We start from the raw sequence: 22,456 nt of genomic DNA, 5'->3' as shown, positions 1-22,456 counted from the left end.
CCCCCTATAATAACCAAGAGAGTAAGTCAACTATTATCGATGATGTTGAGGATTATCAATGTCAATCGTGTCAAAGTGAGGGATTATGTCTATTATTACCATTTCTGAATCAGCTCAACAACATTTTAAAAAATTGCTTGCTAATCAGCCTGATGGTACTCAAATTCGGGTTTTTGTTATTAATCCTGGCACGCCATCTGCTGAATGTGGGGTTTCCTATTGTCCGGCAGATACTGTTGAAGATGGTGATATCGAAGAAGAACAACAAGCAGGTTTTTCTGTTTATATCGATGAAATTAGTGCACCTTTTTTAGAAGAAACCGTGATTGATTATGTGACAGATGAATTAGGTTCACAGTTAACTTTAAAAGCGCCAAATTCAAAAATGAAAAAGGTTGCGGATGATGCTCCATTAATTGAGCGCGTTAATTATGTTATTCAATCTCAGGTTAATCCTCAATTAGCTAGTCATGGTGGCCATGTTAGCTTAGTGGAATTGACTGAAGATAATTATGCTATATTGCAATTTGGTGGTGGTTGTAATGGTTGTTCAATGGTTGATTTTACTTTAAAAGAGGGTATTGAGAAGCAATTGCTTGCGGAATTCCCTGAATTAGCAGGCGTTAAAGATATTACTGAACATCAAGCGGGAAGCCATTCTTATTGTTAAAAATTTTTCGATTTAAATCTTGCTTATTGCTGGGATTAAGTCATAATCGCATGATGTCTGCCAATTCACTTTATGATGGGGTTTTATGAATCAAGTTAGTATTATTTCAGATCTTATCGTTTGGATTGAAAAAAATTTGGAGCAGCCCTTATCTATTGATAATGTTGCCCAAAAATCAGGTTATTCAAAGTGGCATTTACAACGGATGTTTAAAGAAGTAACCGGTCAAGTGCTCGGTACTTATATTCGTCACCGCAGATTAACTTATGCGGCATTATCTTTGCGAATGACAAGCAAACCTATTTTAGATATTGCTATGCAATATCGTTTTGATTCACAACAAACTTTTACCCGATCTTTTAAAAAACAATTTAATGAAACACCAGCCAGCTATCGACGAGGTGAATTTTGGGATCCAACTGGCTTAACCCCGGCCATTGAATTAAATAAAAATCGACTCTCTTTACCTGAACCTAAATTCGTTAATATGCCAAAGCAAACATTTTGGGGAATTTCATATAAGAATAACTGTAATTTGAGCCAAATTTTAGATGAAGAAAATAAATTAAGATCGCAGTTTTTTCATAATTATCTGTCTCATTATGAGAACAAGAGTGAATGTTTACCCGACAAAATCTTTGCTTTTAGTCGTATTTTAAAAAGTAAAGATAATGCTAATGAACAAGAACTTTTATATACCATTGCTTTAGATCACAATAACAATTTGGAGCATATTGAGCCTTTTGTTAGTGAAGGTGGTTTATATCTTTGTTTTAAATATATCGGTCCACCAGAAAATTTTAGTGATTTTATTTCTCAAGTCCATTTAGCGGCGATGCCAGCCTTAAAAGTGCGATTGCGTAGTTCAAGCTGTTTAATTGAAATCCATCATAATCACCATGATGATTCTGTAAAATGTTTTGAAGATATCCTTAGCATGGAATGTGATTATTGTGTCCCTGTTGTGGCGGATGAAGAAGTCAATATTCAATCAAACCTATCGTTATAACATGCTATCGTCATGAATATTGACGATAGTTTTTAGTCATTAGAGTTCAATAAAATCTTTTCTAGCCATGCTTTAAATTCAGGTGTTGCTTCTTTTAAACTGTTTGAACCTCTGGTGACTGTTGCAATACCGATTTTCAATTGATCTTTAAGCTGGCGCTGATTAATTGATCCATCAAGTAATGAGCGTACAATTTTGACTCGTGTAATTAAAGCATCACGTTCATCAGATGTCATCAGTAGTTTTAAAATATCTAATGAATAACCGTTATTAAATGCTTGGTGTAATATTTCAACCGTTTGGTTCCATTCTTTAGTTTTCATGTAATGCACCATTAGTATTGTCTATTAAATTCTTTTTTTGTCAGTATATGTGGGGTTTGTTCCCCTAAAATGTGCTGATAAATATAATCATATACTAATACACTTTTGACATAATTTCGTGTTTCATTGAAAGGAATACTTTCAATAAATTCGACTGCATCAAGCTTTCCGTTGCTATTATTCAACCATTTTTTTACTCGGCTTGGACCTGCATTATAGGCTGCTGAAGATAAAATACGGTTATTATCATTTTGTAAATAAACGCTGTTTAGAAAATAAGTGCCTAATTGTACATTAGTCATAGGCTCAAATAATTGGTTTGGTGAATTATAGCTAATGTTGGTGACTTTTTTGGCCGTTTCTTTTGCTGTTGCTGGCATTAATTGCATTAAGCCACTTGCTCCGACAGGAGACTGTATTGCTGCATCAAAAGCACTTTCTTGACGCGTGATGGCTAAAGCATAAGATAGCGGAATAGCTTTATCTTTTAAAGCTTCATTATATAGCTTTTTGTACATGATAGGTAATCGTTCTGTCCAATTATCCCATAATTTTCCAGATATTGTTGCTTGAATACTAAGATCTCCCCAGCCCTTATGGTAAGCATATTGAGCTAAATCGAGATATTCATTTTCTTTTGCTTTAAGTATATAACGCCATTCTTGTTTTGATTCCGCTAGCATACCTAAAAACCTTAGCTCTTTGATTCGAATGGCAAATGGTTTTTGATCATATTTGGCTTTCAAAGAATTTACTTCTGTTGTTGGCAGTTTTTTAGATAAATTGTTGATTATATATGGTTGATTAAGTGCTTGAGCACTGATCATTCCATAAAAACCTCGGTTGTTGCTCAATGTTTTTAAAATATTTTTGGCTTCATTGGTTTTCTTATTTTTAAGTAATACTCTGGCTTGCCAGTATTGCCATTCTTCTTTTAATTGGTCTTCTGGCTTTAATTGTTTTATCCAATGAGCAATATCTTTGTAGTTATTTGCATCAATAGCCATGCGAATACGTTTTTCAACTAATGCAGTATCATGGCTTTTAGTTAGGTAATTATCTCGCCATTTGCTCTGTTCTGTTGTTACTGAATCACTAAAATAGCTATTTGCTAAGCTACTTTGTAATCTGTTTTGTTCCTCATCAGTTAGATTCTGTTTTTTTATCAGTTGTGGTAATAATGCTGCCGCAAGATTTTTATCGGCTTTGACCAAACGAGGGTAAGATGCTAAGACTATTTTTTTGGTAAATGTGCTGGTTTTAATGTTTTTGGAAAATTCGTCAAGTTTTCTTGGATTATCAAGCACGGCCAATAAATAATTTGTTTGATTATTGTCATCTAATAAGTTGGTTAAATGACGAGCGAGTTTTAAATTATTGCTTTCAAACGCAAGCTCAATACGAGATAAAATAAGATTTGATGTACGTTTTCCACTTTTTGACCATGCATCCAACAATGGATCACACGCTGAAGGTAATTCTTTCCCCGTTAACCATAGCGATTCGACACTATCTAAAACCGATTTGTCATTATTCTTTTGTAATTTTGCATATTGATATCGACAATTAGAGCTAATTGAATTGTCTTTAGGAAAAGAGACTATGGCATTCCAATCTTTGCGATTTGATAGTTCATTCAAATAAGCTTGCGTTAATGATGAAGTTAATGGAAAGTCATCATATTTTTTTACAAAACTACTGACGAGTTGTGGTGGTACCGTTTTGATATTTTTTTGAAAAAACTGCACAGCCGCATAAGGATAAAGTGAGTAATTATTTAATTGTTTTAGTAATGCTTGTTGCTCATCATAGTTTAATGATTGATAGGTGTTTTGCCATCTTTGATAATTTTGGCGCAACTCATGTTGTGATGCTTCTACAAATAGACTGTTTGCCAATAAAGTGCTTGATATTAAACACCAACGTATTACTAAATTCATTCCTTAACTCCAGTATCAAATCAGCCTATTAGATTAGCATATTTGGTTATATTTCGTCGATGATGAACTGATAACTTAATTCCCACTAAAATAGTCAACTAAATACTTGACTAAAATTAAAGGATATATAAAATATTTATTATTAAATATAGAGGAATGATTAATGAAATTGACATCAAAAGGGCGTTATGCGGTTACAGCTATGTTAGATGTAGCGCTGCATTCTGGTTCCGGCCCTGTATCACTTGCTGATATTTCAGAACGTCAGGAAATTTCACTATCTTATTTAGAACAACTTTTTTCTAGGTTGCGTAAAAATGGTCTAGTCTCAAGTGTAAGAGGTCCTGGCGGAGGTTATGTACTTGGCCGTAGTATGGATCAAATTGCGATTAGTTCGATTGTTAAAGCAGTAGACGAAACTGTTCATGCAACCAGATGCCATGGGCATACTGGATGTCAAAAAGGTGTAAGATGCCTTACTCATAGTTTATGGAATGATTTAAGTGAACGAATAAACGATTTTTTGACCAGCATCACGTTAAGCGAACTAGTGAATAATCAGGAAGTAAGAGCTGTCGCAAATCGACAAAGTCATCTCCATCACGCCAGAATTAATTAAAGAAATAGAATACAGAATTTGTAATTGGGAGTAATTAATGAAATTACCTATTTATATGGATTATGCAGCCACTACGCCTGTTGATCCAAGAGTAGCTGAAAAAATGATGCAGTATTTAACACCGGATGGTGTTTTTGGAAATCCCGCTTCACGTTCTCATAAATTTGGTTGGCAAGCAGAAGAAGCTGTTGACATAGCGCGTAACCAAATTGCTGATTTAATTGGTGCAGATTCACGAGAAATTGTTTTTACATCAGGAGCGACAGAAGCAGATAACTTAGCCATTAAAGGTGCAGCACATTTCAATCAAGCTAAAGGTAAACACATTATTACCTGTAAAACTGAACATAAAGCCGTACTTGATACTTGTCGTCAATTAGAACGAGAAGGTTATGAAGTTACTTATTTAGCGCCAGAATCAGATGGTATACTTAACCTTGATAAATTAGCTGCGGCAATGCGTAGTGATACAACAGTGGTATCTATTATGCACGTTAATAATGAAACTGGCGTTATTCAAGATATCGAAAAAATTGGTGAGATGTGTCGTGAAAGAGGTATTGTATTTCATGTTGATGCAACCCAAAGTGTTGGTAAGTTGCCAATTGATCTGTCTAAATTAAAAGTCGATCTTATGTCATTTTCTGGACATAAAATCTATGGACCAAAAGGGATTGGTGGACTTTATGTTAGACGTAAACCTCGTGTGCGCATTGAAGCTCAAATGCATGGTGGAGGTCATGAACGCGGTATGCGCTCTGGTACATTACCAGTTCATCAAATTGTTGGTATGGGCGAAGCTTATCGCATAGCCAAAGAAGAAATGGCTACAGAAATGCCTCGCCTTTTGGCATTAAAAAACCGTTTATGGAATGGTTTAAAAGATATCGAAGAAGTCTACCTTAATGGTTCATTAGAACATAGTGTTCCTAATATCTTAAATGTAAGCTTTGCTTATATTGAAGGTGAATCACTTATGATGGCTTTAAAAGACTTAGCAGTATCATCAGGTTCTGCATGTACATCTGCAAGTTTAGAACCATCTTATGTATTGCGAGCATTAGGACTTAACGATGAACTTGCACATAGCTCAATTCGATTCTCACTTGGGCGATTTAGTACCGAAGAAGAAGTGGATTATGTTATTAAGTTAATTAAAGATTCTATCGGTAAATTAAGGGATCTTTCTCCACTTTGGGAAATGTTTAAAGATGGTGTTGATCTAACAAAAATTAAGTGGTCAGCCCATTAAAATTAGGAGCAAATTATGGCATACAGTGATAAAGTCGTCGATCATTATGAAAATCCCCGCAATGTTGGCTCTTTCGATCAAAATGATCCTAATGTTGGTAGTGGAATGGTTGGCGCCCCAGCGTGTGGCGATGTAATGCGATTACAAATCAAAGTTAATGATGATGGTATTATTGAAGATGCTAAATTCAAAACTTATGGTTGTGGTAGCGCCATTGCTTCAAGTTCATTAGTGACTGAATGGATCAAAGGTAAATCGTTAGATGAAGCTGAAGCGATTAAAAACACAGATATCGCTAAAGAACTTGCCTTGCCACCGGTTAAAATTCACTGTTCAATTTTAGCCGAAGACGCAATTAAAGCGGCAATTGATGATTATAAATCCAAAAAAGGACAACGTTGATGGCAATCACATTAACTAATAGTGCAGCCAATCGAGTTCAAGCTTTCTTAGCTAATAGAGGTAAAGGGGTTGGACTCAGATTAGGAGTGAGGACCTCTGGTTGCTCAGGTATGGCTTATGTCCTAGAATTTGCTGATGCTATTAATGACGATGATAGTGTATTTGAAGATAAAGATATCAAAGTTATCGTTGATAAAAAGAGCTTAGTTTATATTGATGGAACAGAGCTTGATTTTGTCAAAGAAGGCCTAAACGAAGGCTTTAAATTCAATAATCCTAATTCTAAGAATGAATGCGGTTGTGGCGAAAGCTTTAATGTTTAGTTGGGACATGAATTTTGACTAATTATTTTGAATTATTTCAATTACCGATTAAATTGCCAATTGATAATGGCCAGTTAACGGTCAACTATCAACAGTTACAACGGCAATATCATCCTGATAATTTCGCTCAGGTAGCTGATAATGAAAAAGTGGCAATTATTCAGAAGTCGGCAATGATTAATGATGGCTATCAAACATTAAAAAATCCGATAAAAGCGGCTGAATATTTGTTATCTTTGCAGGGATTTGATGTTGCTACAGAACAGAATATTATTCACGATGCTGATTTTTTAATGGAACAATTCAGTTTGCGAGAAAAATTGGATGATATTGAAAGCCAAAATAATCTTGATCTTTTAGATAATTTTTATTCGGAAATTTCAGAACGAAAAAAACAAGTCTATCAGCAATTATTGGATTATATTTCGAAACAAGATTGGCAAACCGCACTTAATCAAATCTATAAAATCCGTTATCTGGCTAGGTTGATTGAACAAATCGAAAAGTTACAAGAAAAGCAATTTGCTTTATAATTTAAGATTAAGTCACACATCAATTAGAGATAGATCAAATGGTATTATTACAGATTAGTGAACCAGGGCAAACACCAGAACCTCACCAGCGTCGTGTAGCAATTGGTATCGATCTTGGAACAACTAATTCCTTAGTCGCAACAGTTCGTAGCGGGCAATCCGAAGTATTGCCTGATTTAGAAGGCGATGCCTTATTGCCTTCAGTTGTGCATTATGGTGTTGATCATGATGATAATACTATTATAACTGTCGGAAAAAATGCTAAAACTAATGCGGCAAGTGATCCATTAAATACTGTTAGTTCTATAAAACGTTTAATGGGAAGAAGCTTATCTGATATTGATATTTCGCGTTTTCCTTATACGTTTTCCCAAACTGATAATGGTGTTCCTTTATTAAATTTACCTAATCAACAAGTTAATCCCGTACAAGTTTCATCTGAAATTTTGATTGCTTTAGCTGAACGTGCTAAGCAGAGTTTAGCAAGTGAAATTGATGGGGCGGTAATAACCGTACCGGCTTATTTTGATGATGCGCAAAGACAAGCAACTAAAGATGCAGCTAAATTAGCTGGACTGCATGTTTTAAGATTATTGAATGAACCAACCGCTGCCGCGATTGCTTATGGTTTAGATTCAGGCAAAGAAGGGGTGATTGCTGTTTATGATTTAGGTGGTGGTACGTTTGATATTTCTATCTTGCGCTTACATAAAGGGGTATTTGAAGTTTTAGCAACGGGGGGCGATTCTGCGCTTGGCGGTGATGATTTTGACCGACTACTTGCAGATTATTTAAAAAGACAAGTCGGTCTAGAAAATAACACTGATCCCCATATCAACCAAAAAATTATTGATGAAGCGGTTAAAGTCAAAATTGCACTAAGCCAGAAAGATTCTGTTTTAGTCAACATAGAAGGTCAATCTTTAACTATAACGCGTGAGCAATTTAAAACGCTAATTGAACCTTTAGTCAAACGAACGTTGGCGGTTTGTCGTCGAGCATTAAAAGATGCTCAAATTAATGTTGAAGAAGTTAGTGAAGTTGTGATGGTCGGTGGTTCAACACGAGTGCCATTAGTAAGACAATTGGTTGGTCATTATTTTGAAACCGAACCTTTAACTTCAATAGATCCAGATAAAGTTGTTGCCATTGGTGCAGCAATACAGGCGGATATACTGGTTGGCAATAAGCCTGATTCGGATATGTTATTGCTTGACGTGATTCCTTTATCATTAGGCATTGAAACGATGGGCGATTTAGTGGAAAAAATCATCCCTCGTAATAGCACAATACCGTGTGCGAGAGCACAAGAATTTACCACATTTAAAGATGGCCAAACGGCTATGATGATTCATGTTTTACAAGGTGAACGAGAAAGTGTTAATGATTGTCGATCATTAGCAAAATTTACTTTAAGGGGCATTCCTCCTATGCCAGCAGGTGGAGCTCATATTCGAGTTACCTTTCAAGTTGACGCTGATGGCCTATTAAGTGTCACTGCAATGGAAAAATCGACAGGAGTTGAGGCAGCAATTCAAGTTAAACCATCTTATGGACTGACAGAAAATGAAATTGCGACCATGATTCAAGATTCAATCAATTATGCAAATCAAGATAAACAAATAAGAATGCTTGCAGAGCAGAAAGTGGAAGCAGCACGAGTTCTTGAAACATTGCAAAGTGCTTTAGATAAAGATGCCGATTTATTAGATGAAGAGGAACTTAACCTCATATTACAGGCTAAAAATCAATTACAGCAAGCGACTGGATCTGATGATTATTATTTGATTGAGCAAGAAATTAAACATGTTGATAATGCAACGCAAACTTTTGCAGCAAAACGCATGAATAGATCAATACGCCATGCCTTAACCGGGCATAGCGTTGATGATATTTAACCAATGAGATTATTATGCCAAAAATTACCTTTTTACCAAATGCTGATCTTTGTCCTGAAGGAAAAACTGTTGAGGCAGAAGAAGGCGAATCTATTTTAGAAGTTGCTTTGCGCAATGACATTGAAATTGAACATGCTTGTGAGATGTCTTGTGCTTGTTCAACTTGCCACTGTATAGTTCGAAAAGGATTTGATTCACTTGAAGAGAGTGATGAACAAGAAGATGACATGCTCGATAAAGCTTGGGGCGTTGAGCCTCATAGTCGTTTAAGTTGTCAAGCTCGAGTGACCGACGAAGATCTTGAAGTCGAAATTCCAAGATATAGCCTAAATCACGCTAAAGAAGATCATTAATTAGTCGCCTTTATGGCGACGTGATTTCCTCAAAAACCCCGCTCCTCAACTTTTTTAATTGTGATAGTTATCACATTTTATCAATCTAGTTTATTTGTTTGCTTTTAACCTTTTCATAATTCTGCTATTGTCAAAGACTAAACATGTGCTTAAAAATAGACAGGTGTTTATGAATAAAAGAGAAAAACAGATCCTCACGATTATTCGCAACGATCCTTTCATCCAACAGCATGTTATTGCTGATATGTTAGGCATTACCCGTTCTAGTGTGGCAGGTTATATTATGACGCTGACTCAAAAAGGCTATATAAAAGGAAAAGGGTATCTTTTATCGGAAAATAATCATGTTGTTGTCGTTGGTTCATGTAATATGGATGTGACCGGCTATTCAGATAAGCAATTAGTTTATGAAGATTCCAATCCCGGTAAAATTCGTTGTACACCTGGCGGTGTGGGGCGAAATATTGCTGAAAATTTAGCGCTATTAGGGCTTGATACCTACCTTGTTTCAATGATAGGTGATGATTTTTATGGTGCGCAACTTATCGAACATACTCGAAAGTCAGGCGTTAATATGGATCATTGCCATGTGATAAAAGGGGATCGTACTTCGACCTATCTTTCTTTACTTGATGAGTCAGGTGAAATGGTGATAGCTATTAATGATATGGATATTATTAATAAGTTAAACCCAAGCTTATTAAATGAATCAAAACAGTTAATTCAACATGCTAAATTACTGGTTATTGACTGTAATTTGCAACAAGAAGCGCTGACATGGCTGTTTAGTAATGCTGGCTCTATTCCTATTTTTGTTGATACTGTTTCAGCATTTAAATCCCATAAAATCAAAGATTGGTTATCATATATTCATACCTTAAAACCAAATCGTTTAGAGGCGGAAATTTTAAGTGGAATAAAAATCGAAACCAATGATGATATTCCTAAAGTAGTTGACTGGTTCCATCAGCAAGGTGTACAGCGAATTGCGATTAGTGCTGGGGCTGATGGCGTTTACTATAGTGAAATCGATGGTGATCGTGGTTGGTCCGCGCCAATTCCTACCGACATTGTCAGCGTAACCGGTGCTGGTGATGCGATGCTGGCTGGGCTTGTACAAGGTTATTTGGATGGACTGAGTTTTTATCAAAGTGTGAAATTTGGTCAAGCCTGTTCATCATTAACATTATCATCAGAATTTACTAATAATCCTAATTTATCAATTAATTGTGTTCAAAATATTTTGGAGTCCCTTTCATGAACAATATGTCTAAGTATAATCAATATCTTGATATTTCGCCTGAAGTCAAACGAGCGCTTGAAAATAATCAACCTGTCGTTGCTTTAGAATCTACTATTATTTCACATGGTATGCCTTATCCACAAAATGTGGAAACAGCATTAAAAGTGGAAGAAATAGTCAGAAAAAATAGCGCAATTCCTGCAACGATTGCGGTAATTAATGGTCGTTTAAAAGCGGGATTATCCAAAGATGAGATCACCATTCTTGGTAAAGAAGGGTTAAATGTAACAAAAGTGAGTCGTCGTGATTTACCTGTTGTTGTTGCCAATAAACAAAATGGTGCGACAACGGTTGCAGCTACAATGATTATTGCTGAATTAGCTGGTATTCGAGTTTTTGCAACCGGCGGGCTTGGTGGTGTTCATCGAGGTGCTGAGCATACCTTTGATATTTCAGCCGACCTTCAAGAACTCGCTAATACCAATGTTGCGGTAGTCTGTGCTGGGGCGAAATCAATTTTAGATTTAGGTTTAACGATGGAATATCTTGAAACATTTGGTGTGCCTGTGGTTGGTTATCAAACAGAAAAACTGCCATCGTTCTTTAGCCGAACTAGTCCGTTTGATGTTAGCGTAAAACTAGATAGCGCTAAACAGATTGCTGACATGATTAAAGTAAAATGGGATTTAGGTTTAAATGGTGGAGTTGTGGTTGCAAATCCTATCCCGACACAATATGCAATGGATGAAGCGTTAATTACGGCAGCAATTGAAAAAGCATTAAAAGAATCAGTTGAGCAAGGAATTAAAGGTAAAGAGACTACCCCATTCTTGTTAGCGAAGGTGGTTGAGTTAACTGGTGGTGATAGCTTAGAAGCAAATATCAATCTTGTTTTTAATAATGCAAAATTAGCATCTGAAATCGCGATGAGTTATTGCAATATTAAATAAAAATGATGTATTGAGGCGCATTTTGATAGTCAGACTTGAGTGACTGATAGCGGCATAAATATGTCAAAAAACCCCGTTCCTCAACTTTTTTGATAGCTATTAATGATCATATTTTCTCTATCTGTATGATAATTAATACTTGATGTTGATTAACTAACGGGGTATAATCCCGCCACTTTGTTTATTGTCTTTATGTAAGCAAATGAGTAAAAAGATATAATCTTTATGTAAAAATATTGAATTATATCAACAATATTCCCGATTTGGGAATTACGAAAAAGAACGGATTACACTCTCCTGTCAATCGAAACAGGGCAAGAGGAGTAATCTTTTGTTATAACTTTTAAATAGTGGAGCTCTGGTCTCATGTCGAACCAAAGAATCCGTATTCGGTTAAAAGCGTTTGATCATCGTTTGATTGATCAATCAACTGCTGAAATTGTAGAAACTGCGAAGCGCACAGGCGCACAAGTTCGTGGTCCTATTCCATTACCGACACGCAAAGAACGTTTCACCGTATTGATTTCTCCGCACGTAAATAAAGATGCGCGTGATCAATATGAGATTCGTACTCACAAACGTCTAGTTGATATCGTTGAGCCAACTGAAAAAACAGTTGATGCTTTAATGCGTCTAGACCTTGCTGCCGGTGTTGATGTGCAGATCAGTTTAGGTTAATCCTAAGCTGAATGATTGAGAGGTCTAAACAATGATTGGTTTAATCGGTCGTAAAGTAGGAATGACACGAATCTTCACCGAAGAGGGTGTTTCTATTCCTGTCACCGTAGTTGAAGTTCAAAGCAACCGCGTTACTCAAGTTAAAACGCTTGAGAATGATGGTTATCAAGCTATTCAGGTTACTACTGGCAGCAAAAAAGCAAGCCGCGTAAATAAACCTGAAGCAGGTCATTTCGCTAAGGCTGGCGTTGAAGCTGGTCGTGGTCTATGGGAATTCCGTTTTGAAGAAGGCGAATATACTGTAGGTCAAAGCATTAACGTTGATATTTTTACAGACGTTAAAAAAGTTGATGTTACTGGAACATCTAAAGGTAAAGGTTTTGCTGGCGTAACTAAACGTTGGAATTTCCGTACTCAAGATGCAACACATGGTAACTCTTTGGCACACCGTGGTCATGGCTCTATCGGTCAAAACCAAACTCCAGGTAAAGTGTTCAAAGGTCGTAAAATGGCAGGTCACCTAGGTAATGAACGTGTAACTGTTCAAAACTTAGATATTGTGCGTGTTGATGCAGAACGTAACCTTTTATTAATTAAAGGTGCAGTACCAGGCGCAATCAATAGTGACGTAATTGTTAAACCGGCAATCAAGGCTTAACGTCGAGGAGATAGAGATGGAATTAGTAGTAAAAGACGCGCAAGCGCTTTCTGTTTCCGAAACTACCTTCGGACGTGAGTTTAATGAAGCGTTAGTTCACCAAGTAGTTGTTGCTTATGCATCTGCTGCTCGTCAAGGCTCTCGCGCACAAAAAACTCGTGCAGAAATCGCTGGTTCAGGCAAAAAACCATGGCGTCAAAAAGGCACTGGTCGTGCTCGTTCAGGTTCTATTAAGAGCCCAATCTGGCGTAGTGGTGGTGTAACATTTGCAGCAAAACCACAAGATCATAGCCAAAAAGTTAACCGTAAAATGTATCGTGGTGCATTAAAGAGTATTTTCTCTGAATTAGTGCGTCAAGAACGTTTAATCGTGGTTGAAACATTTACTGTTGAAGCACCTAAGACTAAATTATTAACTCAGAAATTAAATGATATGAACTTAAATGATGTTCTAATCATTACCTCTGAAGTTGATGAAAATCTTTTCTTAGCAGCACGTAACTTATATAAAGTTGATGTGCGTGATGTGGCAGGTATTGATCCAGTTAGTTTGATTGCATTTGACAAAGTGGTTATCACTGTTGATGCCGTTAAACAAGTAGAGGAGATGTTAGCATGATTCGTGAAGAGCGTCTGCTTAAAGTCCTGCGAGCACCACATGTTTCTGAAAAAGCATCTATTTCAATGGAAAAAACAAATACATTAGTATTGAAAGTTGCTAAAGATGCTACTAAGAGAGAGATTAAAGCCGCAGTTGAACAACTATTTGAAGTTAAAGTAGATGACGTAAATACTCTTGTTGTTAAAGGCAAAGTAAAACGTCGTGGTCAACAAATCGGTCGCCGTAGCGACTGGAAAAAAGCTTACGTTACTTTAGCAGAAGGTCAAAACTTAGACCTTGCTGGCGTCGCTGAGTAATTCGGAGGAGTAAGAACAATGGCAGTTGTTAAGTGTAAACCTACATCTCCGGGTCGTCGCCACGTTGTTAAAGTGGTTAACCCAGAGTTGCATAAAGGTAAGCCTTATGCACCGTTGCTTGATTCAAAAAGCAAAACTGGTGGTCGCAATAATAATGGTCGTATCACTACCCGTCATATCGGTGGTGGTCATAAACAACATTATCGTATTGTCGACTTTAAGCGTAATAAAGATGGTATTCCAGCAGTTGTTGAACGTTTGGAATATGATCCGAACCGTAGTGCAAATATTGCATTGGTTCTATATAAAGACGGTGAACGTCGTTATATTTTAGCGCCTAAAGGCTTAAAAGCAGGTGATCAGATCCAATCTGGTGTTGATGCATCAATTAAAACAGGTAACTGTTTACCGATGCGCAATATTCCAGTCGGTTCTACCGTGCATAATATTGAAATGAAACCAGGTAAAGGCGGACAACTTGCTCGCTCTGCTGGTAGTTATGTTCAAATCGTTGCTCGTGATGGTGCTTATGTAACATTACGTCTACGTTCAGGTGAAATGCGTAAAGTATTATCTGATTGCCGCGCCACTATTGGTGAAGTGGGTAATTCAGAACATATGCTTCGCGTATTAGGTAAAGCGGGTGCTTCGCGTTGGCGTGGTGTTCGTCCTACTGTTCGTGGTACAGCAATGAACCCGGTAGACCATCCACATGGTGGTGGTGAAGGTCGTAACTTTGGTAAACATCCTGTGTCTCCATGGGGTCAAAAAGCCAAAGGATTGAAAACGCGTAGCAACAAACGTACTGATAAGTATATTGTTCGCCGTCGCAATAAGAAATAATTAATATAGAGGATTAGCTATGCCACGTTCTCTCAAGAAGGGTCCTTTTATTGACCTACACTTGCTGAAGAAGGTAGAGAAAGCGGTGGAAAGCGGGGACAAGAAACCAATTCGTACTTGGTCCCGTCGTTCAACGATCTTTCCTAACATGATCGGTTTGACCATCGCTGTCCATAATGGTCGTCAGCACGTTCCAGTTTATGTTTCCGACGAAATGGTTGGTCATAAATTGGGTGAATTCGCGCCGACTCGTACTTATCGCGGCCACGCTGCGGATAAGAAAGCTAAGAAGAAATAAGTAGGAGAAAGAGATGGAAACAATTGCAAAGTACCGCCACGCTCGTTCTTCTGCACAAAAAGTTCGCTTAGTTGCAGATCTTGTTCGCGGTAAAAAAGTGTCTCAGGCACTTGATATTTTAACGTACACCAATAAAAAAGCGGCTGTACTGGTTAAAAAAGTATTAGAGTCTGCTATTGCTAATGCAGAGCATAACGATGGTGCTGATATTGATGATCTGAAAGTTGCGAAAATTTTCGTAGACGAAGGCCCAACCATGAAGCGTATTATGCCTCGTGCAAAAGGTCGTGCAGATCGAATTTTGAAGCGTACGAGTCACATCACCGTGATCGTCTCTGATCGCTAGGCTGGAGAATAGCAATGGGTCAAAAAGTAAATCCAAATGGTATCCGACTAGGCATCGTCAAGCCTTGGACATCTACATGGTATTCGGGTACAAAGACATTCGCTGATAATTTAGAAAGTGATTTTAGAGTGCGTGAATTCTTAAATAAAGAATTAGCACAAGCATCTATCTCTAAAATTGTGATCGACCGTTCAGCAGAAACTAACGTTCGCATTACTATTCACACTGCTCGTCCAGGTATTGTGATTGGTAAAAAAGGTGAGGACGTTGAAAAATTACGTAATGCCGTAGCTTCTATTGTCAATAAATACAAAGACAAAAGAGAGAAACGTGATGTTGCAGTACAAATTAATATTGCTGAAGTTCGTAAACCAGAACTTGACGCTAAATTAGTTGCTGACAGTATTACCTCTCAGTTAGAACGCCGTGTTATGTTCCGTCGTGCTATGAAACGTGCGGTTCAAAACGCAATGAAAGCGGGTGCTAAAGGTATCAAAGTTGAAGTAAGTGGTCGTTTAGGCGGCGCTGAAATCGCTCGTAGTGAATGGTATCGTGAAGGTCGTGTGCCTCTACATACTCTACGTGCTGATATCGATTATGGTACATCTGAAGCATTAACTACCTATGGTATTATTGGTGTTAAAGTGTGGATCTTCAAAGGTGAGATCCTTGGTGGTATGGCTGCCGTTGAACAAGCAGAAAAACAACCTGCTGCTCAACCGAAAAAGCAGCGCAAAGGCCGAAAACAATAAGGAGCGTCGCTGATGTTACAACCAAAGCGTACAAAATTCCGTAAAGTGCACAAGGGCCGCAATCGTGGTCTTGCTGTAAGTACTGACGTTAGTTTCGGTACATTCGGTCTTAAGGCTGTGGGTCGTGGTCGTTTGACTGCGCGCCAGATCGAAGCGGCACGTCGTGCAATGACTCGTGCAGTTAAGCGTCAAGGTAAAATCTGGATTCGAGTTTTCCCTGATAAACCAATTACTGAAAAACCACTTGAAGTGCGTATGGGTAAAGGTAAGGGTAACGTTGAATACTGGGTTGCTCAGATTCAACCAGGTAAAGTCCTTTATGAAATGGACGGTGTACCGGAAGAAGTTGCTCGTGAAGCATTTGCGTTGGCAGCTGCAAAACTGCCAATTAAAACCACCTTTGTGATTAAGACGGTGATGTAAATGAAAGCAAAAGAGCTACGCGAAAAAAGCGTTGAAGAGTTAAATACTGAACTTCTTAATTTATTACGTGAGCAATTTAACTTACGTATGCAATTAGCTGGGGGTCAGTTAACACAAACTCATATGTTAAAACAAGTGCGTCGTAATATTGCACGAGTTAAAACGTTATTAACTGAGAAGGCGGGTGCGTAATATGACTACTGAAGTAAAAATTCGTACTCAGCAAGGTCGTGTTATTAGCGACAAAATGGATAAATCTATTACTGTAGCTATTGAACGTAAAGTGAAGCATCCGTTATATGGTAAGTTCATTAAACGTACGACTAAATTGCATGTACATGATGAAAACAACGAGTGTGGTATTGGTGATACTGTTGAAATTAAAGAGTGTCGTCCATTATCAAAAACCAAATCTTGGACTCTTGTTCGAATCGTTGAAAAAGCAGTTAGTTAATCTTTTTGATTAAAAACTGTACATAATATAATAAACGGCTCATCGGCCGTTTATTTTATGCTATCCATTTTATTTGAGTGGTGTTATACTATGCGCCCTCACATATGTGGGTTTTTGGTTGTCTATTCTTATCCATGGTAGTTGAGGTGGATGAAGGTAGATTAGACAATAATTAATTTATACGGAGCATTAAAATGATCCAAGAACAGACTAGGCTCGATGTTGCTGATAACTCTGGCGCACGTAGCGTAATGTGTATCAAGGTTCTCGGTGGATCGCATCGTCGTTATGCAGCTGTCGGTGATATCATCAAAGTTACCATTAAAGAAGCAATTCCACGTGGTAAAGTTAAAAAAGGTGATGTACTTAAAGCTGTCGTCGTGCGCACTAGAAAAGGTGTTCGTCGTCCTGATGGATCTGTCATTCGTTTCGATCGCAATGCTTGTGTTATTTTAAATAATAACAGTGAGCAACCGATTGGTACGCGTATTTTTGGACCGGTCACTCGTGAACTTCGTTCTGAGAAGTTTATGAAGATCATTTCATTAGCACCAGAAGTACTGTAAGGAGCGGGTAATGGCAGCTAAAATCCGTCGAGAAGATGAAGTTATCGTGTTAGCCGGTAAAGATAAAGGTAAACGCGGTAAAGTAAAAAGTGTTTTGTCTACTGGTAAAGTGATTGTTGAAGGTATTAATTTGGTGAAAAAACACCAAAAACCAGTACCTGCATTAAATCAAGAAGGTGGAATTGTTGAGAAAGAAGCACCAATTAACGTTTCTAACGTAGCAATTTTTAACCAAGATACAGGCAAAGCAGATCGCGTAGGCTTTCGTTTTGAAGATGGAAAAAAAGTCCGTTTTTATAAGTCTACTAATAAATTAATCAATTAAGTAATTTGGAGTGTACGATGGCGAAACTGCATGATTACTACAAAGCACAGGTAGTAAATAAACTGCAAGAACAGTTTGGCTACAAATCTGTCATGCAAGTCCCTCGGATCGAAAAGATCACCTTGAATATGGGTGTGGGTGAAGCAATTACTGATAAGAAATTATTAGATAATGCGGTTGCTGATTTAGCAGCAATCAGTGGTCAAAAACCACTTGTCACTAAAGCACGCAAATCAGTTGCTGGTTTTAAAATCCGTCAAGGGTATCCTATTGGTTGTAAGGTCACTTTACGTGGCGAACGTATGTGGGAATTTTTTGAACGTCTAGTTTATATTGCTCTTCCTCGTACTCGAGATTTTCGTGGCTTAAGCGCAAAATCTTTCGATGGTCGTGGTAACTATAGCATGGGTGTTCGTGAACAAATCGTTTTCCCTGAAATCGATTATGATAAAGTTGATCGTGTTCGTGGTTTAGATATTACTATCACAACTACTGCACAATCTGATGAAGAAGGCCGAGCTTTATTATCTGCCTTTAACTTCCCATTTCGTAAGTAAGGTAGGGCATAATGGCTAAACAATCAATGATTGAACGCGATAAGAAACGCGTAAAGCTAGCAGAAAAATATTTTGCAAAGCGTCAAGAATTAAAAGCGATTATCTCTGATCTTAATGCATCAGATGAAGATCGTTGGAATGCAGTGCTTAAATTGCAAACGCTTCCTCGTGATTCTAGTCCATCACGTCAACGTCGTCGTTGTCGTCAAACCGGTCGTCCTCATGGCGTCCTTCGTAAATTTGGTTTAAGCCGTATTAAGGTTCGTGAGTCAGCCATGCGTGGTGAGATTCCTGGTCTTAAAAAGGCAAGTTGGTAATCAGGGGAGTGTTATAGATGAGCATGCAAGATCCTATAGCAGATATGTTGACCCGTATTCGTAACGGTCAAGCTGCGAATAAAGTTGCAGTCACCATGCCTTCCTCTAAGCTAAAAGTGGCAATTGCCAATGTGCTAAAAGAAGAAGGTTATATCGGGGACTATAAAGTAGTTGGTGACACTAAACCAGAATTGGAAATCACTTTAAAATATTTCCAAGGTAAGGCTGTTGTAGAAAGTATTAAACGTGTTAGCCGTCCAGGTTTACGTATTTATAAACGTAAAGATGAATTACCAAAAGTAATGGCTGGATTAGGTATTGCAGTTATTTCTACTTCTAAAGGTGTTATGACTGATCGTGCAGCACGCCAAGCTGGTCTTGGTGGTGAAATTATCTGCTACGTAGCGTAAGGGAGAAAAAAATGTCTCGTGTTGCAAAAGCACCTGTCGTTGTTCCTGCTGGCGTAGAGGTAAAACTCAATGGTCAGGTAATTACGATTAAAGGTAAAAATGGCGAGTTATCTCGCACAATAAATAATGCTGTTGTAATTAATCAAGAAGAAGGTCAAATTAAATTTGCACCTCGTGACGGCTTTGCTGATGCTTGGGCTCAAGCAGGTACAGCTCGTGCATTGATTAATGCAATGGTAATTGGTGTTACTGAAGGTTTTACTAAAAAACTTCAGCTAGTTGGTGTCGGTTATCGTGCACAAGTTAAAGGTAATGCAATTGGTTTATCTCTTGGATATTCACATCCAATTGAACATCAATTACCTAAAGGTGTAACAGCTGAGTGTCCTTCTCAAACTGAAATCGTACTAAAAAGTGCTGATAAACAGTTAATCGGACAAGTGGCAGCAGATATCCGTGCTTATCGTCGTCCTGAACCTTATAAAGGTAAAGGTGTTCGTTACGCAGATGAAGTTGTGCGTACTAAAGAAGCTAAGAAAAAGTAAGGTAACACTATGGATAAGAAATCAGCTCGTATCCGTCGTGCAACTAAAGCGCGTCGTAAGATGCATGAACTACTTGCAACTCGCTTAGTAGTTCACCGTACTCCGCGTCATATTTATGCGCAGATTATCGCACCAAACGGATCAGAAGTACTGGCAGCCGCTTCTACATTAGAAAAAGCTATCAGTGAAAGTTTAAAATACACTGGAAACAAAGATGCCGCAGCAGCAGTTGGTAAAGCAATTGCAGAGCGTGCATTAGCGAAAGATATCAAAGAAGTTTCTTTTGATCGTTCAGGTTTCCAATATCATGGTCGAGTTCAGGCGCTAGCAGATGCTGCTCGCGAAGCTGGCCTACAGTTCTAAGGTAGGAGTTAAAGATGTCAAACATCGAAAAACAAGCTGGTGAACTGCAGGAAAAATTAATCGCAGTTAACCGAGTCTCTAAAACCGTAAAAGGTGGTCGTATTTTTAGTTTTTCTGCACTAACTGTTGTTGGTGACGGTAATGGCCGCGTAGGTTTTGGATATGGTAAAGCACGTGAAGTGCCAGCAGCAATCCAAAAAGCAATGGAAAAAGCACGTCGCAATATGATCAATGTTGCGTTAAACAACGATACTTTACAGCATCCAGTTAAAGGTGCTCACACAGGTTCTCGTGTTTATATGCAACCAGCATCAGAAGGTACTGGTATTATCGCCGGTGGTGCGATGCGTGCTGTATTAGAAGTTGCTGGTGTTCGTAACGTTCTAGCTAAAGCATATGGTTCTACAAACCCAATTAACGTGGTTCGTGCAACGATTGATGGCTTAGAAAATATGAAATCTCCAGAAATGGTTGCTGCTAAGCGTGGTAAAACCGTCGAAGAAATTTTGGGGTAATTAGCCATGGCAAAGACAATTAAAATTACACAAACTCGTAGTTCTATTGGTCGTCTACCGAAGCATAAAGCAACGTTAGTTGGTTTAGGATTACGTCGTATTGGTCATACTGTTGAACGTGAAGATACACCTGCAATTCGCGGTATGGTAAACCAAGTTTATTACATGGTTAAAGTTGAGGAGTAATAGTAATGCGTTTAAATACTTTATCTCCTGCTGAAGGTTCAAAGCATGCACCTAAGCGCGTAGGCCGTGGAATCGGTTCAGGGCTTGGTAAAACTGGTACTCGTGGTATCAAAGGTCAAAAATCTCGTTCAGGTGGCGGCGTTCGTCGTGGCTTTGAAGGTGGTCAAATGCCTTTATATCGTCGTTTACCAAAATTTGGTTTTACCTCACGTAAAGCTATGGTAACAGCACAAGTTCGTCTTTCAGATTTAATGAAAGTTGAAGGTGATATTGTTGACCTAAATAGCTTAAAAGTTGCTAATGTGATTAATTCACAAATCGAATATGCAAAAATCATGTTATCTGGTGAAATTTCTAAACCAGTAACAGTTCGTGGTATTCGAGTAACTAAAGGTGCTAAAGCTGCAATTGAAGCTGCTGGCGGAAAAATTGAGGAATAATTAGAAAGATGGCAAAGCAACCAGGATTAGATTTTCAAAGCACACGAGGCGGTAGTAGTGAGCTTAAAAGACGTTTATTATTTGTGCTTTTAGCGCTTATTGTTTTCCGTCTTGGTTCTTACGTTCCGGTTCCTGGTGTTGATACTAAAGCGTTATCGGACTTACTACAAGCATCATCTAATGGTATTGTTGGTATGTTCAATATGTTCTCTGGTGGTGCTTTAAGCCGTGCTTCAATCTTTGCTTTAGGGATAATGCCTTATATTTCTGCATCAATCATTGTGCAGTTATTGACATCAATTAATCCTAAATTAGCTGAATTGAAGAAAGAAGGTGAATCAGGTCGTAAGAAAATTAGCCAATATACTCGTTATGGCACACTAGCTTTAGCGATTGTACAGGCAGTCGGTATTGCGACTGGTTTACCGAATATTCCTGGTTATAGTCAGGTTGTGATTAACCCAGGATTTTCTTTCTATTTTATTGCATCGGTTAGCTTAGTTACTGGCACTATGTTTCTTATGTGGTTGGGTGAACAGATCACAGAGCGCGGTGTAGGTAATGGTATTTCTATCATTATCTTTGCGGGTATTGTGGCAAGTCTTCCTCATGCGATATATGAAACAATTGAACAAGCTCGTTCTGGTGATTTGCATCCGATTTTATTATTAGTAATCGCTGCATTAGTGGTTGGTGTGACTTACTTTGTCGTTTTTGTTGAACGTGGTCAACGACGTATTGTCGTTAATTACGCTCAAAGACAACAAGGTCGTCGTGTGTATGCCGCACAAAGTACGCATTTACCTCTTAAAATTAATATGGCAGGTGTAATTCCAGCAATATTTGCTTCAACAATTATTATGTTACCATCAATGATGGCTTCTTGGTTTCAAGGAAATGGTGAAGGATGGAGATATATCTTTGTTCTTATTGGGCAATATTTCTCTCATGATCAACCGTTATACATAATCTTTTTTGCAGCTGCGATTATTTTCTTCTGTTTCTTCTATACCGCATTGGTTTTCAATCCGAGAGAAACAGCAGATCAGTTAAAAAAATCTGGTGCATTTATTCCAGGTATCCGTCCAGGTGAACAAACATCGAAGTATATTGATAAAGTAATGACACGTTTAACGCTAATTGGCGCTATCTACATTACTTTTGTATGTTTGGTACCAATGTTTATGACAAGTGCGATGAAAGTTCCAGTTCAATTCGGTGGAACATCTTTATTAATTGTAGTTGTTGTAATCATGGATTTTATGGCACAAGTACAGACTTTAATGATGCCAAATCGTTATGAGTCAGTGTTAAAGAAAGCGAACCTTAAAGGCTACGGCCGATAAG

Annotated in this window: 35 protein-coding genes; 33 read left to right on the top strand and 2 right to left on the bottom strand. The window is 38.0% G+C overall.

Going from position 1 to position 22,456, the window contains the following annotated elements:
* The first annotated feature begins 91 nt into the window (after window positions 1-91).
* Together nfuA and robA are read left to right on the top strand one after the other, a co-directional pair.
* Window positions 92-670 carry a Fe-S biogenesis protein NfuA gene (nfuA, locus tag J3U24_RS06145; RefSeq protein WP_220226217.1) on the top strand — a complete coding sequence of 193 codons (579 nt, stop codon included), beginning with the start codon at window positions 92-94 and terminating at the stop codon, window positions 668-670.
* 85 nt (window positions 671-755) lie between these two features.
* The gene (gene robA / locus J3U24_RS06140; RefSeq protein ID WP_065562955.1) at window positions 756-1,679 is read left to right on the top strand and encodes an MDR efflux pump AcrAB transcriptional activator RobA; all 924 of its coding nucleotides are present in this window, start codon (window positions 756-758) and stop codon (window positions 1,677-1,679) included.
* A 32-nt stretch (window positions 1,680-1,711) separates the two neighbouring features.
* On the opposite strand, the gene trpR is transcribed toward robA, so the two are convergent.
* Window positions 1,712-2,002 (bottom strand): trp operon repressor, encoded by a 291-nt coding sequence (trpR, locus tag J3U24_RS06135; protein WP_218058433.1) that lies wholly within the window; start codon window positions 2,000-2,002, stop codon window positions 1,712-1,714.
* An 11-nt stretch (window positions 2,003-2,013) separates the two neighbouring features.
* Window positions 2,014-3,942 carry a murein transglycosylase gene (gene sltY, locus J3U24_RS06130; protein ID WP_220225315.1) on the bottom strand — a complete coding sequence of 643 codons (1,929 nt, stop codon included), beginning with the start codon at window positions 3,940-3,942 and terminating at the stop codon, window positions 2,014-2,016.
* Between the two features lie 163 nt (window positions 3,943-4,105).
* Between sltY and iscR the strand changes: the two genes are divergently transcribed.
* From iscR to secY, 31 genes are all read left to right on the top strand, one after another.
* Window positions 4,106-4,561 (top strand): Fe-S cluster assembly transcriptional regulator IscR, encoded by a 456-nt coding sequence (iscR, locus tag J3U24_RS06125; RefSeq protein WP_267330548.1) that lies wholly within the window; start codon window positions 4,106-4,108, stop codon window positions 4,559-4,561.
* A gap of 37 nt (window positions 4,562-4,598) precedes the next feature.
* The gene (locus J3U24_RS06120) at window positions 4,599-5,813 is read left to right on the top strand and encodes an IscS subfamily cysteine desulfurase (protein WP_065734977.1); all 1,215 of its coding nucleotides are present in this window, start codon (window positions 4,599-4,601) and stop codon (window positions 5,811-5,813) included.
* 15 nt (window positions 5,814-5,828) lie between these two features.
* Entirely contained in the window at window positions 5,829-6,215 is a 387-nt protein-coding gene (gene iscU / locus J3U24_RS06115) for a Fe-S cluster assembly scaffold IscU (protein ID WP_065562950.1), read from the top strand.
* Entirely contained in the window at window positions 6,215-6,538 is a 324-nt protein-coding gene (gene iscA / locus J3U24_RS06110) for an iron-sulfur cluster assembly protein IscA (RefSeq protein ID WP_065562949.1), read from the top strand. The genes iscU and iscA overlap by 1 nt, the downstream gene beginning before the upstream one ends.
* 14 nt (window positions 6,539-6,552) lie before the next feature.
* Complete coding sequence (hscB, locus tag J3U24_RS06105) at window positions 6,553-7,071, top strand: Fe-S protein assembly co-chaperone HscB (protein ID WP_065562948.1); 519 nt, start codon at window positions 6,553-6,555, stop codon at window positions 7,069-7,071.
* A gap of 38 nt (window positions 7,072-7,109) precedes the next feature.
* Window positions 7,110-8,969: a Fe-S protein assembly chaperone HscA gene (gene hscA / locus J3U24_RS06100; RefSeq protein WP_267337334.1), complete on the top strand. Its 1,860-nt coding sequence runs from the start codon at window positions 7,110-7,112 to the stop codon at window positions 8,967-8,969.
* A 14-nt stretch (window positions 8,970-8,983) separates the two neighbouring features.
* Window positions 8,984-9,322 carry an ISC system 2Fe-2S type ferredoxin gene (gene fdx, locus J3U24_RS06095; protein ID WP_065562946.1) on the top strand — a complete coding sequence of 113 codons (339 nt, stop codon included), beginning with the start codon at window positions 8,984-8,986 and terminating at the stop codon, window positions 9,320-9,322.
* Between the two features lie 169 nt (window positions 9,323-9,491).
* Window positions 9,492-10,583 (top strand): PfkB family carbohydrate kinase, encoded by a 1,092-nt coding sequence (locus tag J3U24_RS06090; protein WP_176713968.1) that lies wholly within the window; start codon window positions 9,492-9,494, stop codon window positions 10,581-10,583.
* A complete protein-coding gene (locus J3U24_RS06085) occupies window positions 10,580-11,515 on the top strand; it encodes a pseudouridine-5'-phosphate glycosidase (RefSeq protein ID WP_267346977.1) in 936 nt (311 codons plus the stop codon). The genes J3U24_RS06090 and J3U24_RS06085 overlap by 4 nt, the downstream gene beginning before the upstream one ends.
* 366 nt (window positions 11,516-11,881) lie before the next feature.
* Entirely contained in the window at window positions 11,882-12,193 is a 312-nt protein-coding gene (gene rpsJ, locus J3U24_RS06080) for a 30S ribosomal protein S10 (protein ID WP_006120582.1), read from the top strand.
* Window positions 12,194-12,224: 31 nt separating this feature from the next.
* Window positions 12,225-12,851, top strand: a complete 627-nt coding sequence (gene rplC, locus J3U24_RS06075; RefSeq protein ID WP_034902384.1) for a 50S ribosomal protein L3 — start codon at window positions 12,225-12,227, stop codon at window positions 12,849-12,851.
* Between the two features lie 16 nt (window positions 12,852-12,867).
* Window positions 12,868-13,470, top strand: coding sequence for a 50S ribosomal protein L4 (gene rplD, locus J3U24_RS06070; RefSeq protein ID WP_065562944.1), 603 nt, complete (start codon window positions 12,868-12,870; stop codon window positions 13,468-13,470).
* Complete coding sequence (gene rplW / locus J3U24_RS06065; RefSeq protein WP_034885052.1) at window positions 13,467-13,769, top strand: 50S ribosomal protein L23; 303 nt, start codon at window positions 13,467-13,469, stop codon at window positions 13,767-13,769. The genes rplD and rplW overlap by 4 nt, the downstream gene beginning before the upstream one ends.
* Window positions 13,770-13,787: 18 nt before the next feature.
* Window positions 13,788-14,612, top strand: a complete 825-nt coding sequence (gene rplB, locus J3U24_RS06060) for a 50S ribosomal protein L2 (protein WP_065562943.1) — start codon at window positions 13,788-13,790, stop codon at window positions 14,610-14,612.
* Window positions 14,613-14,631: 19 nt separating this feature from the next.
* Complete coding sequence (gene rpsS, locus J3U24_RS06055; RefSeq protein WP_024496505.1) at window positions 14,632-14,910, top strand: 30S ribosomal protein S19; 279 nt, start codon at window positions 14,632-14,634, stop codon at window positions 14,908-14,910.
* Window positions 14,911-14,923: 13 nt separating this feature from the next.
* Entirely contained in the window at window positions 14,924-15,256 is a 333-nt protein-coding gene (gene rplV, locus J3U24_RS06050) for a 50S ribosomal protein L22 (RefSeq protein ID WP_034884235.1), read from the top strand.
* A 14-nt stretch (window positions 15,257-15,270) separates the two neighbouring features.
* Window positions 15,271-16,008 carry a 30S ribosomal protein S3 gene (gene rpsC, locus J3U24_RS06045; protein ID WP_065562942.1) on the top strand — a complete coding sequence of 246 codons (738 nt, stop codon included), beginning with the start codon at window positions 15,271-15,273 and terminating at the stop codon, window positions 16,006-16,008.
* Between the two features lie 12 nt (window positions 16,009-16,020).
* The gene (gene rplP / locus J3U24_RS06040; protein ID WP_025314389.1) at window positions 16,021-16,431 is read left to right on the top strand and encodes a 50S ribosomal protein L16; all 411 of its coding nucleotides are present in this window, start codon (window positions 16,021-16,023) and stop codon (window positions 16,429-16,431) included.
* On the top strand, window positions 16,432-16,623 hold the full coding sequence (rpmC, locus tag J3U24_RS06035; protein ID WP_034902373.1) for a 50S ribosomal protein L29: 192 nt from the start codon (window positions 16,432-16,434) through the stop codon (window positions 16,621-16,623).
* Window position 16,624: 1 nt separating this feature from the next.
* Window positions 16,625-16,885 carry a 30S ribosomal protein S17 gene (rpsQ, locus tag J3U24_RS06030; RefSeq protein WP_025314391.1) on the top strand — a complete coding sequence of 87 codons (261 nt, stop codon included), beginning with the start codon at window positions 16,625-16,627 and terminating at the stop codon, window positions 16,883-16,885.
* 194 nt (window positions 16,886-17,079) lie between these two features.
* Window positions 17,080-17,451 carry a 50S ribosomal protein L14 gene (gene rplN, locus J3U24_RS06025; RefSeq protein ID WP_025314392.1) on the top strand — a complete coding sequence of 124 codons (372 nt, stop codon included), beginning with the start codon at window positions 17,080-17,082 and terminating at the stop codon, window positions 17,449-17,451.
* 10 nt (window positions 17,452-17,461) lie between these two features.
* Window positions 17,462-17,776, top strand: coding sequence for a 50S ribosomal protein L24 (rplX, locus tag J3U24_RS06020; protein ID WP_034884230.1), 315 nt, complete (start codon window positions 17,462-17,464; stop codon window positions 17,774-17,776).
* A gap of 17 nt (window positions 17,777-17,793) precedes the next feature.
* Window positions 17,794-18,333, top strand: coding sequence for a 50S ribosomal protein L5 (rplE, locus tag J3U24_RS06015; RefSeq protein ID WP_025314394.1), 540 nt, complete (start codon window positions 17,794-17,796; stop codon window positions 18,331-18,333).
* An 11-nt stretch (window positions 18,334-18,344) separates the two neighbouring features.
* The gene (gene rpsN, locus J3U24_RS06010; protein ID WP_025314395.1) at window positions 18,345-18,650 is read left to right on the top strand and encodes a 30S ribosomal protein S14; all 306 of its coding nucleotides are present in this window, start codon (window positions 18,345-18,347) and stop codon (window positions 18,648-18,650) included.
* 17 nt (window positions 18,651-18,667) lie between these two features.
* Entirely contained in the window at window positions 18,668-19,060 is a 393-nt protein-coding gene (gene rpsH, locus J3U24_RS06005) for a 30S ribosomal protein S8 (protein ID WP_034884228.1), read from the top strand.
* An 11-nt stretch (window positions 19,061-19,071) separates the two neighbouring features.
* On the top strand, window positions 19,072-19,605 hold the full coding sequence (gene rplF / locus J3U24_RS06000) for a 50S ribosomal protein L6 (protein WP_065562941.1): 534 nt from the start codon (window positions 19,072-19,074) through the stop codon (window positions 19,603-19,605).
* A gap of 9 nt (window positions 19,606-19,614) precedes the next feature.
* Window positions 19,615-19,968 carry a 50S ribosomal protein L18 gene (gene rplR / locus J3U24_RS05995; RefSeq protein WP_025314398.1) on the top strand — a complete coding sequence of 118 codons (354 nt, stop codon included), beginning with the start codon at window positions 19,615-19,617 and terminating at the stop codon, window positions 19,966-19,968.
* Window positions 19,969-19,982: 14 nt separating this feature from the next.
* Complete coding sequence (gene rpsE, locus J3U24_RS05990; protein ID WP_025314399.1) at window positions 19,983-20,483, top strand: 30S ribosomal protein S5; 501 nt, start codon at window positions 19,983-19,985, stop codon at window positions 20,481-20,483.
* A gap of 6 nt (window positions 20,484-20,489) precedes the next feature.
* Window positions 20,490-20,669, top strand: a complete 180-nt coding sequence (rpmD, locus tag J3U24_RS05985; protein WP_025314400.1) for a 50S ribosomal protein L30 — start codon at window positions 20,490-20,492, stop codon at window positions 20,667-20,669.
* 5 nt (window positions 20,670-20,674) lie between these two features.
* Window positions 20,675-21,109, top strand: a complete 435-nt coding sequence (gene rplO, locus J3U24_RS05980; protein ID WP_065562940.1) for a 50S ribosomal protein L15 — start codon at window positions 20,675-20,677, stop codon at window positions 21,107-21,109.
* An 8-nt stretch (window positions 21,110-21,117) separates the two neighbouring features.
* A complete protein-coding gene (gene secY / locus J3U24_RS05975) occupies window positions 21,118-22,455 on the top strand; it encodes a preprotein translocase subunit SecY (protein WP_065562939.1) in 1,338 nt (445 codons plus the stop codon).
* Window position 22,456 lies beyond the last annotated feature (1 nt).

This window comes from Gilliamella sp. B2785 (assembly GCF_026537005.1).
GTDB classification, from domain to species: Bacteria; Pseudomonadota; Gammaproteobacteria; order Enterobacterales; family Orbaceae; genus Gilliamella; species Gilliamella apicola_E.
Note: the sequence above shows the minus strand (reverse complement) of the source record. Positions and strands in the feature narration are given on the sequence as shown.

What these genes read in the sequence shown, in the direction of transcription:
- rplP (WP_025314389.1), top strand. Translation starts at nt 16,021, where the DNA reads ATGTTACAACCAAAGCGTACAAAATTCCGTAAAGTGCACAAGGGCCGC.
- J3U24_RS06085 (WP_267346977.1), top strand. Translation starts at nt 10,580, where the DNA reads ATGAACAATATGTCTAAGTATAATCAATATCTTGATATTTCGCCTGAA.
- hscA (WP_267337334.1), top strand. Translation starts at nt 7,110, where the DNA reads ATGGTATTATTACAGATTAGTGAACCAGGGCAAACACCAGAACCTCAC.
- J3U24_RS06120 (WP_065734977.1), top strand. Translation starts at nt 4,599, where the DNA reads ATGAAATTACCTATTTATATGGATTATGCAGCCACTACGCCTGTTGAT.
- rpmD (WP_025314400.1), top strand. Translation starts at nt 20,490, where the DNA reads ATGGCAAAGACAATTAAAATTACACAAACTCGTAGTTCTATTGGTCGT.
- rpsN (WP_025314395.1), top strand. Translation starts at nt 18,345, where the DNA reads ATGGCTAAACAATCAATGATTGAACGCGATAAGAAACGCGTAAAGCTA.
- rpsC (WP_065562942.1), top strand. Translation starts at nt 15,271, where the DNA reads ATGGGTCAAAAAGTAAATCCAAATGGTATCCGACTAGGCATCGTCAAG.
- iscA (WP_065562949.1), top strand. Translation starts at nt 6,215, where the DNA reads ATGGCAATCACATTAACTAATAGTGCAGCCAATCGAGTTCAAGCTTTC.
- trpR (WP_218058433.1), bottom strand. Translation starts at nt 2,002, where the DNA reads ATGAAAACTAAAGAATGGAACCAAACGGTTGAAATATTACACCAAGCA.
- rpsJ (WP_006120582.1), top strand. Translation starts at nt 11,882, where the DNA reads ATGTCGAACCAAAGAATCCGTATTCGGTTAAAAGCGTTTGATCATCGT.
- rplV (WP_034884235.1), top strand. Translation starts at nt 14,924, where the DNA reads ATGGAAACAATTGCAAAGTACCGCCACGCTCGTTCTTCTGCACAAAAA.
- J3U24_RS06090 (WP_176713968.1), top strand. Translation starts at nt 9,492, where the DNA reads ATGAATAAAAGAGAAAAACAGATCCTCACGATTATTCGCAACGATCCT.
- rplW (WP_034885052.1), top strand. Translation starts at nt 13,467, where the DNA reads ATGATTCGTGAAGAGCGTCTGCTTAAAGTCCTGCGAGCACCACATGTT.
- iscR (WP_267330548.1), top strand. Translation starts at nt 4,106, where the DNA reads ATGAAATTGACATCAAAAGGGCGTTATGCGGTTACAGCTATGTTAGAT.
- fdx (WP_065562946.1), top strand. Translation starts at nt 8,984, where the DNA reads ATGCCAAAAATTACCTTTTTACCAAATGCTGATCTTTGTCCTGAAGGA.
- iscU (WP_065562950.1), top strand. Translation starts at nt 5,829, where the DNA reads ATGGCATACAGTGATAAAGTCGTCGATCATTATGAAAATCCCCGCAAT.
- rplE (WP_025314394.1), top strand. Translation starts at nt 17,794, where the DNA reads ATGGCGAAACTGCATGATTACTACAAAGCACAGGTAGTAAATAAACTG.
- rplN (WP_025314392.1), top strand. Translation starts at nt 17,080, where the DNA reads ATGATCCAAGAACAGACTAGGCTCGATGTTGCTGATAACTCTGGCGCA.
- robA (WP_065562955.1), top strand. Translation starts at nt 756, where the DNA reads ATGAATCAAGTTAGTATTATTTCAGATCTTATCGTTTGGATTGAAAAA.
- rplX (WP_034884230.1), top strand. Translation starts at nt 17,462, where the DNA reads ATGGCAGCTAAAATCCGTCGAGAAGATGAAGTTATCGTGTTAGCCGGT.
- rplD (WP_065562944.1), top strand. Translation starts at nt 12,868, where the DNA reads ATGGAATTAGTAGTAAAAGACGCGCAAGCGCTTTCTGTTTCCGAAACT.
- rplB (WP_065562943.1), top strand. Translation starts at nt 13,788, where the DNA reads ATGGCAGTTGTTAAGTGTAAACCTACATCTCCGGGTCGTCGCCACGTT.
- rplF (WP_065562941.1), top strand. Translation starts at nt 19,072, where the DNA reads ATGTCTCGTGTTGCAAAAGCACCTGTCGTTGTTCCTGCTGGCGTAGAG.
- rplO (WP_065562940.1), top strand. Translation starts at nt 20,675, where the DNA reads ATGCGTTTAAATACTTTATCTCCTGCTGAAGGTTCAAAGCATGCACCT.
- rpsQ (WP_025314391.1), top strand. Translation starts at nt 16,625, where the DNA reads ATGACTACTGAAGTAAAAATTCGTACTCAGCAAGGTCGTGTTATTAGC.
- rplC (WP_034902384.1), top strand. Translation starts at nt 12,225, where the DNA reads ATGATTGGTTTAATCGGTCGTAAAGTAGGAATGACACGAATCTTCACC.
- rpsE (WP_025314399.1), top strand. Translation starts at nt 19,983, where the DNA reads ATGTCAAACATCGAAAAACAAGCTGGTGAACTGCAGGAAAAATTAATC.
- rplR (WP_025314398.1), top strand. Translation starts at nt 19,615, where the DNA reads ATGGATAAGAAATCAGCTCGTATCCGTCGTGCAACTAAAGCGCGTCGT.
- rpsH (WP_034884228.1), top strand. Translation starts at nt 18,668, where the DNA reads ATGAGCATGCAAGATCCTATAGCAGATATGTTGACCCGTATTCGTAAC.
- rpsS (WP_024496505.1), top strand. Translation starts at nt 14,632, where the DNA reads ATGCCACGTTCTCTCAAGAAGGGTCCTTTTATTGACCTACACTTGCTG.
- secY (WP_065562939.1), top strand. Translation starts at nt 21,118, where the DNA reads ATGGCAAAGCAACCAGGATTAGATTTTCAAAGCACACGAGGCGGTAGT.
- rpmC (WP_034902373.1), top strand. Translation starts at nt 16,432, where the DNA reads ATGAAAGCAAAAGAGCTACGCGAAAAAAGCGTTGAAGAGTTAAATACT.
- sltY (WP_220225315.1), bottom strand. Translation starts at nt 3,942, where the DNA reads ATGAATTTAGTAATACGTTGGTGTTTAATATCAAGCACTTTATTGGCA.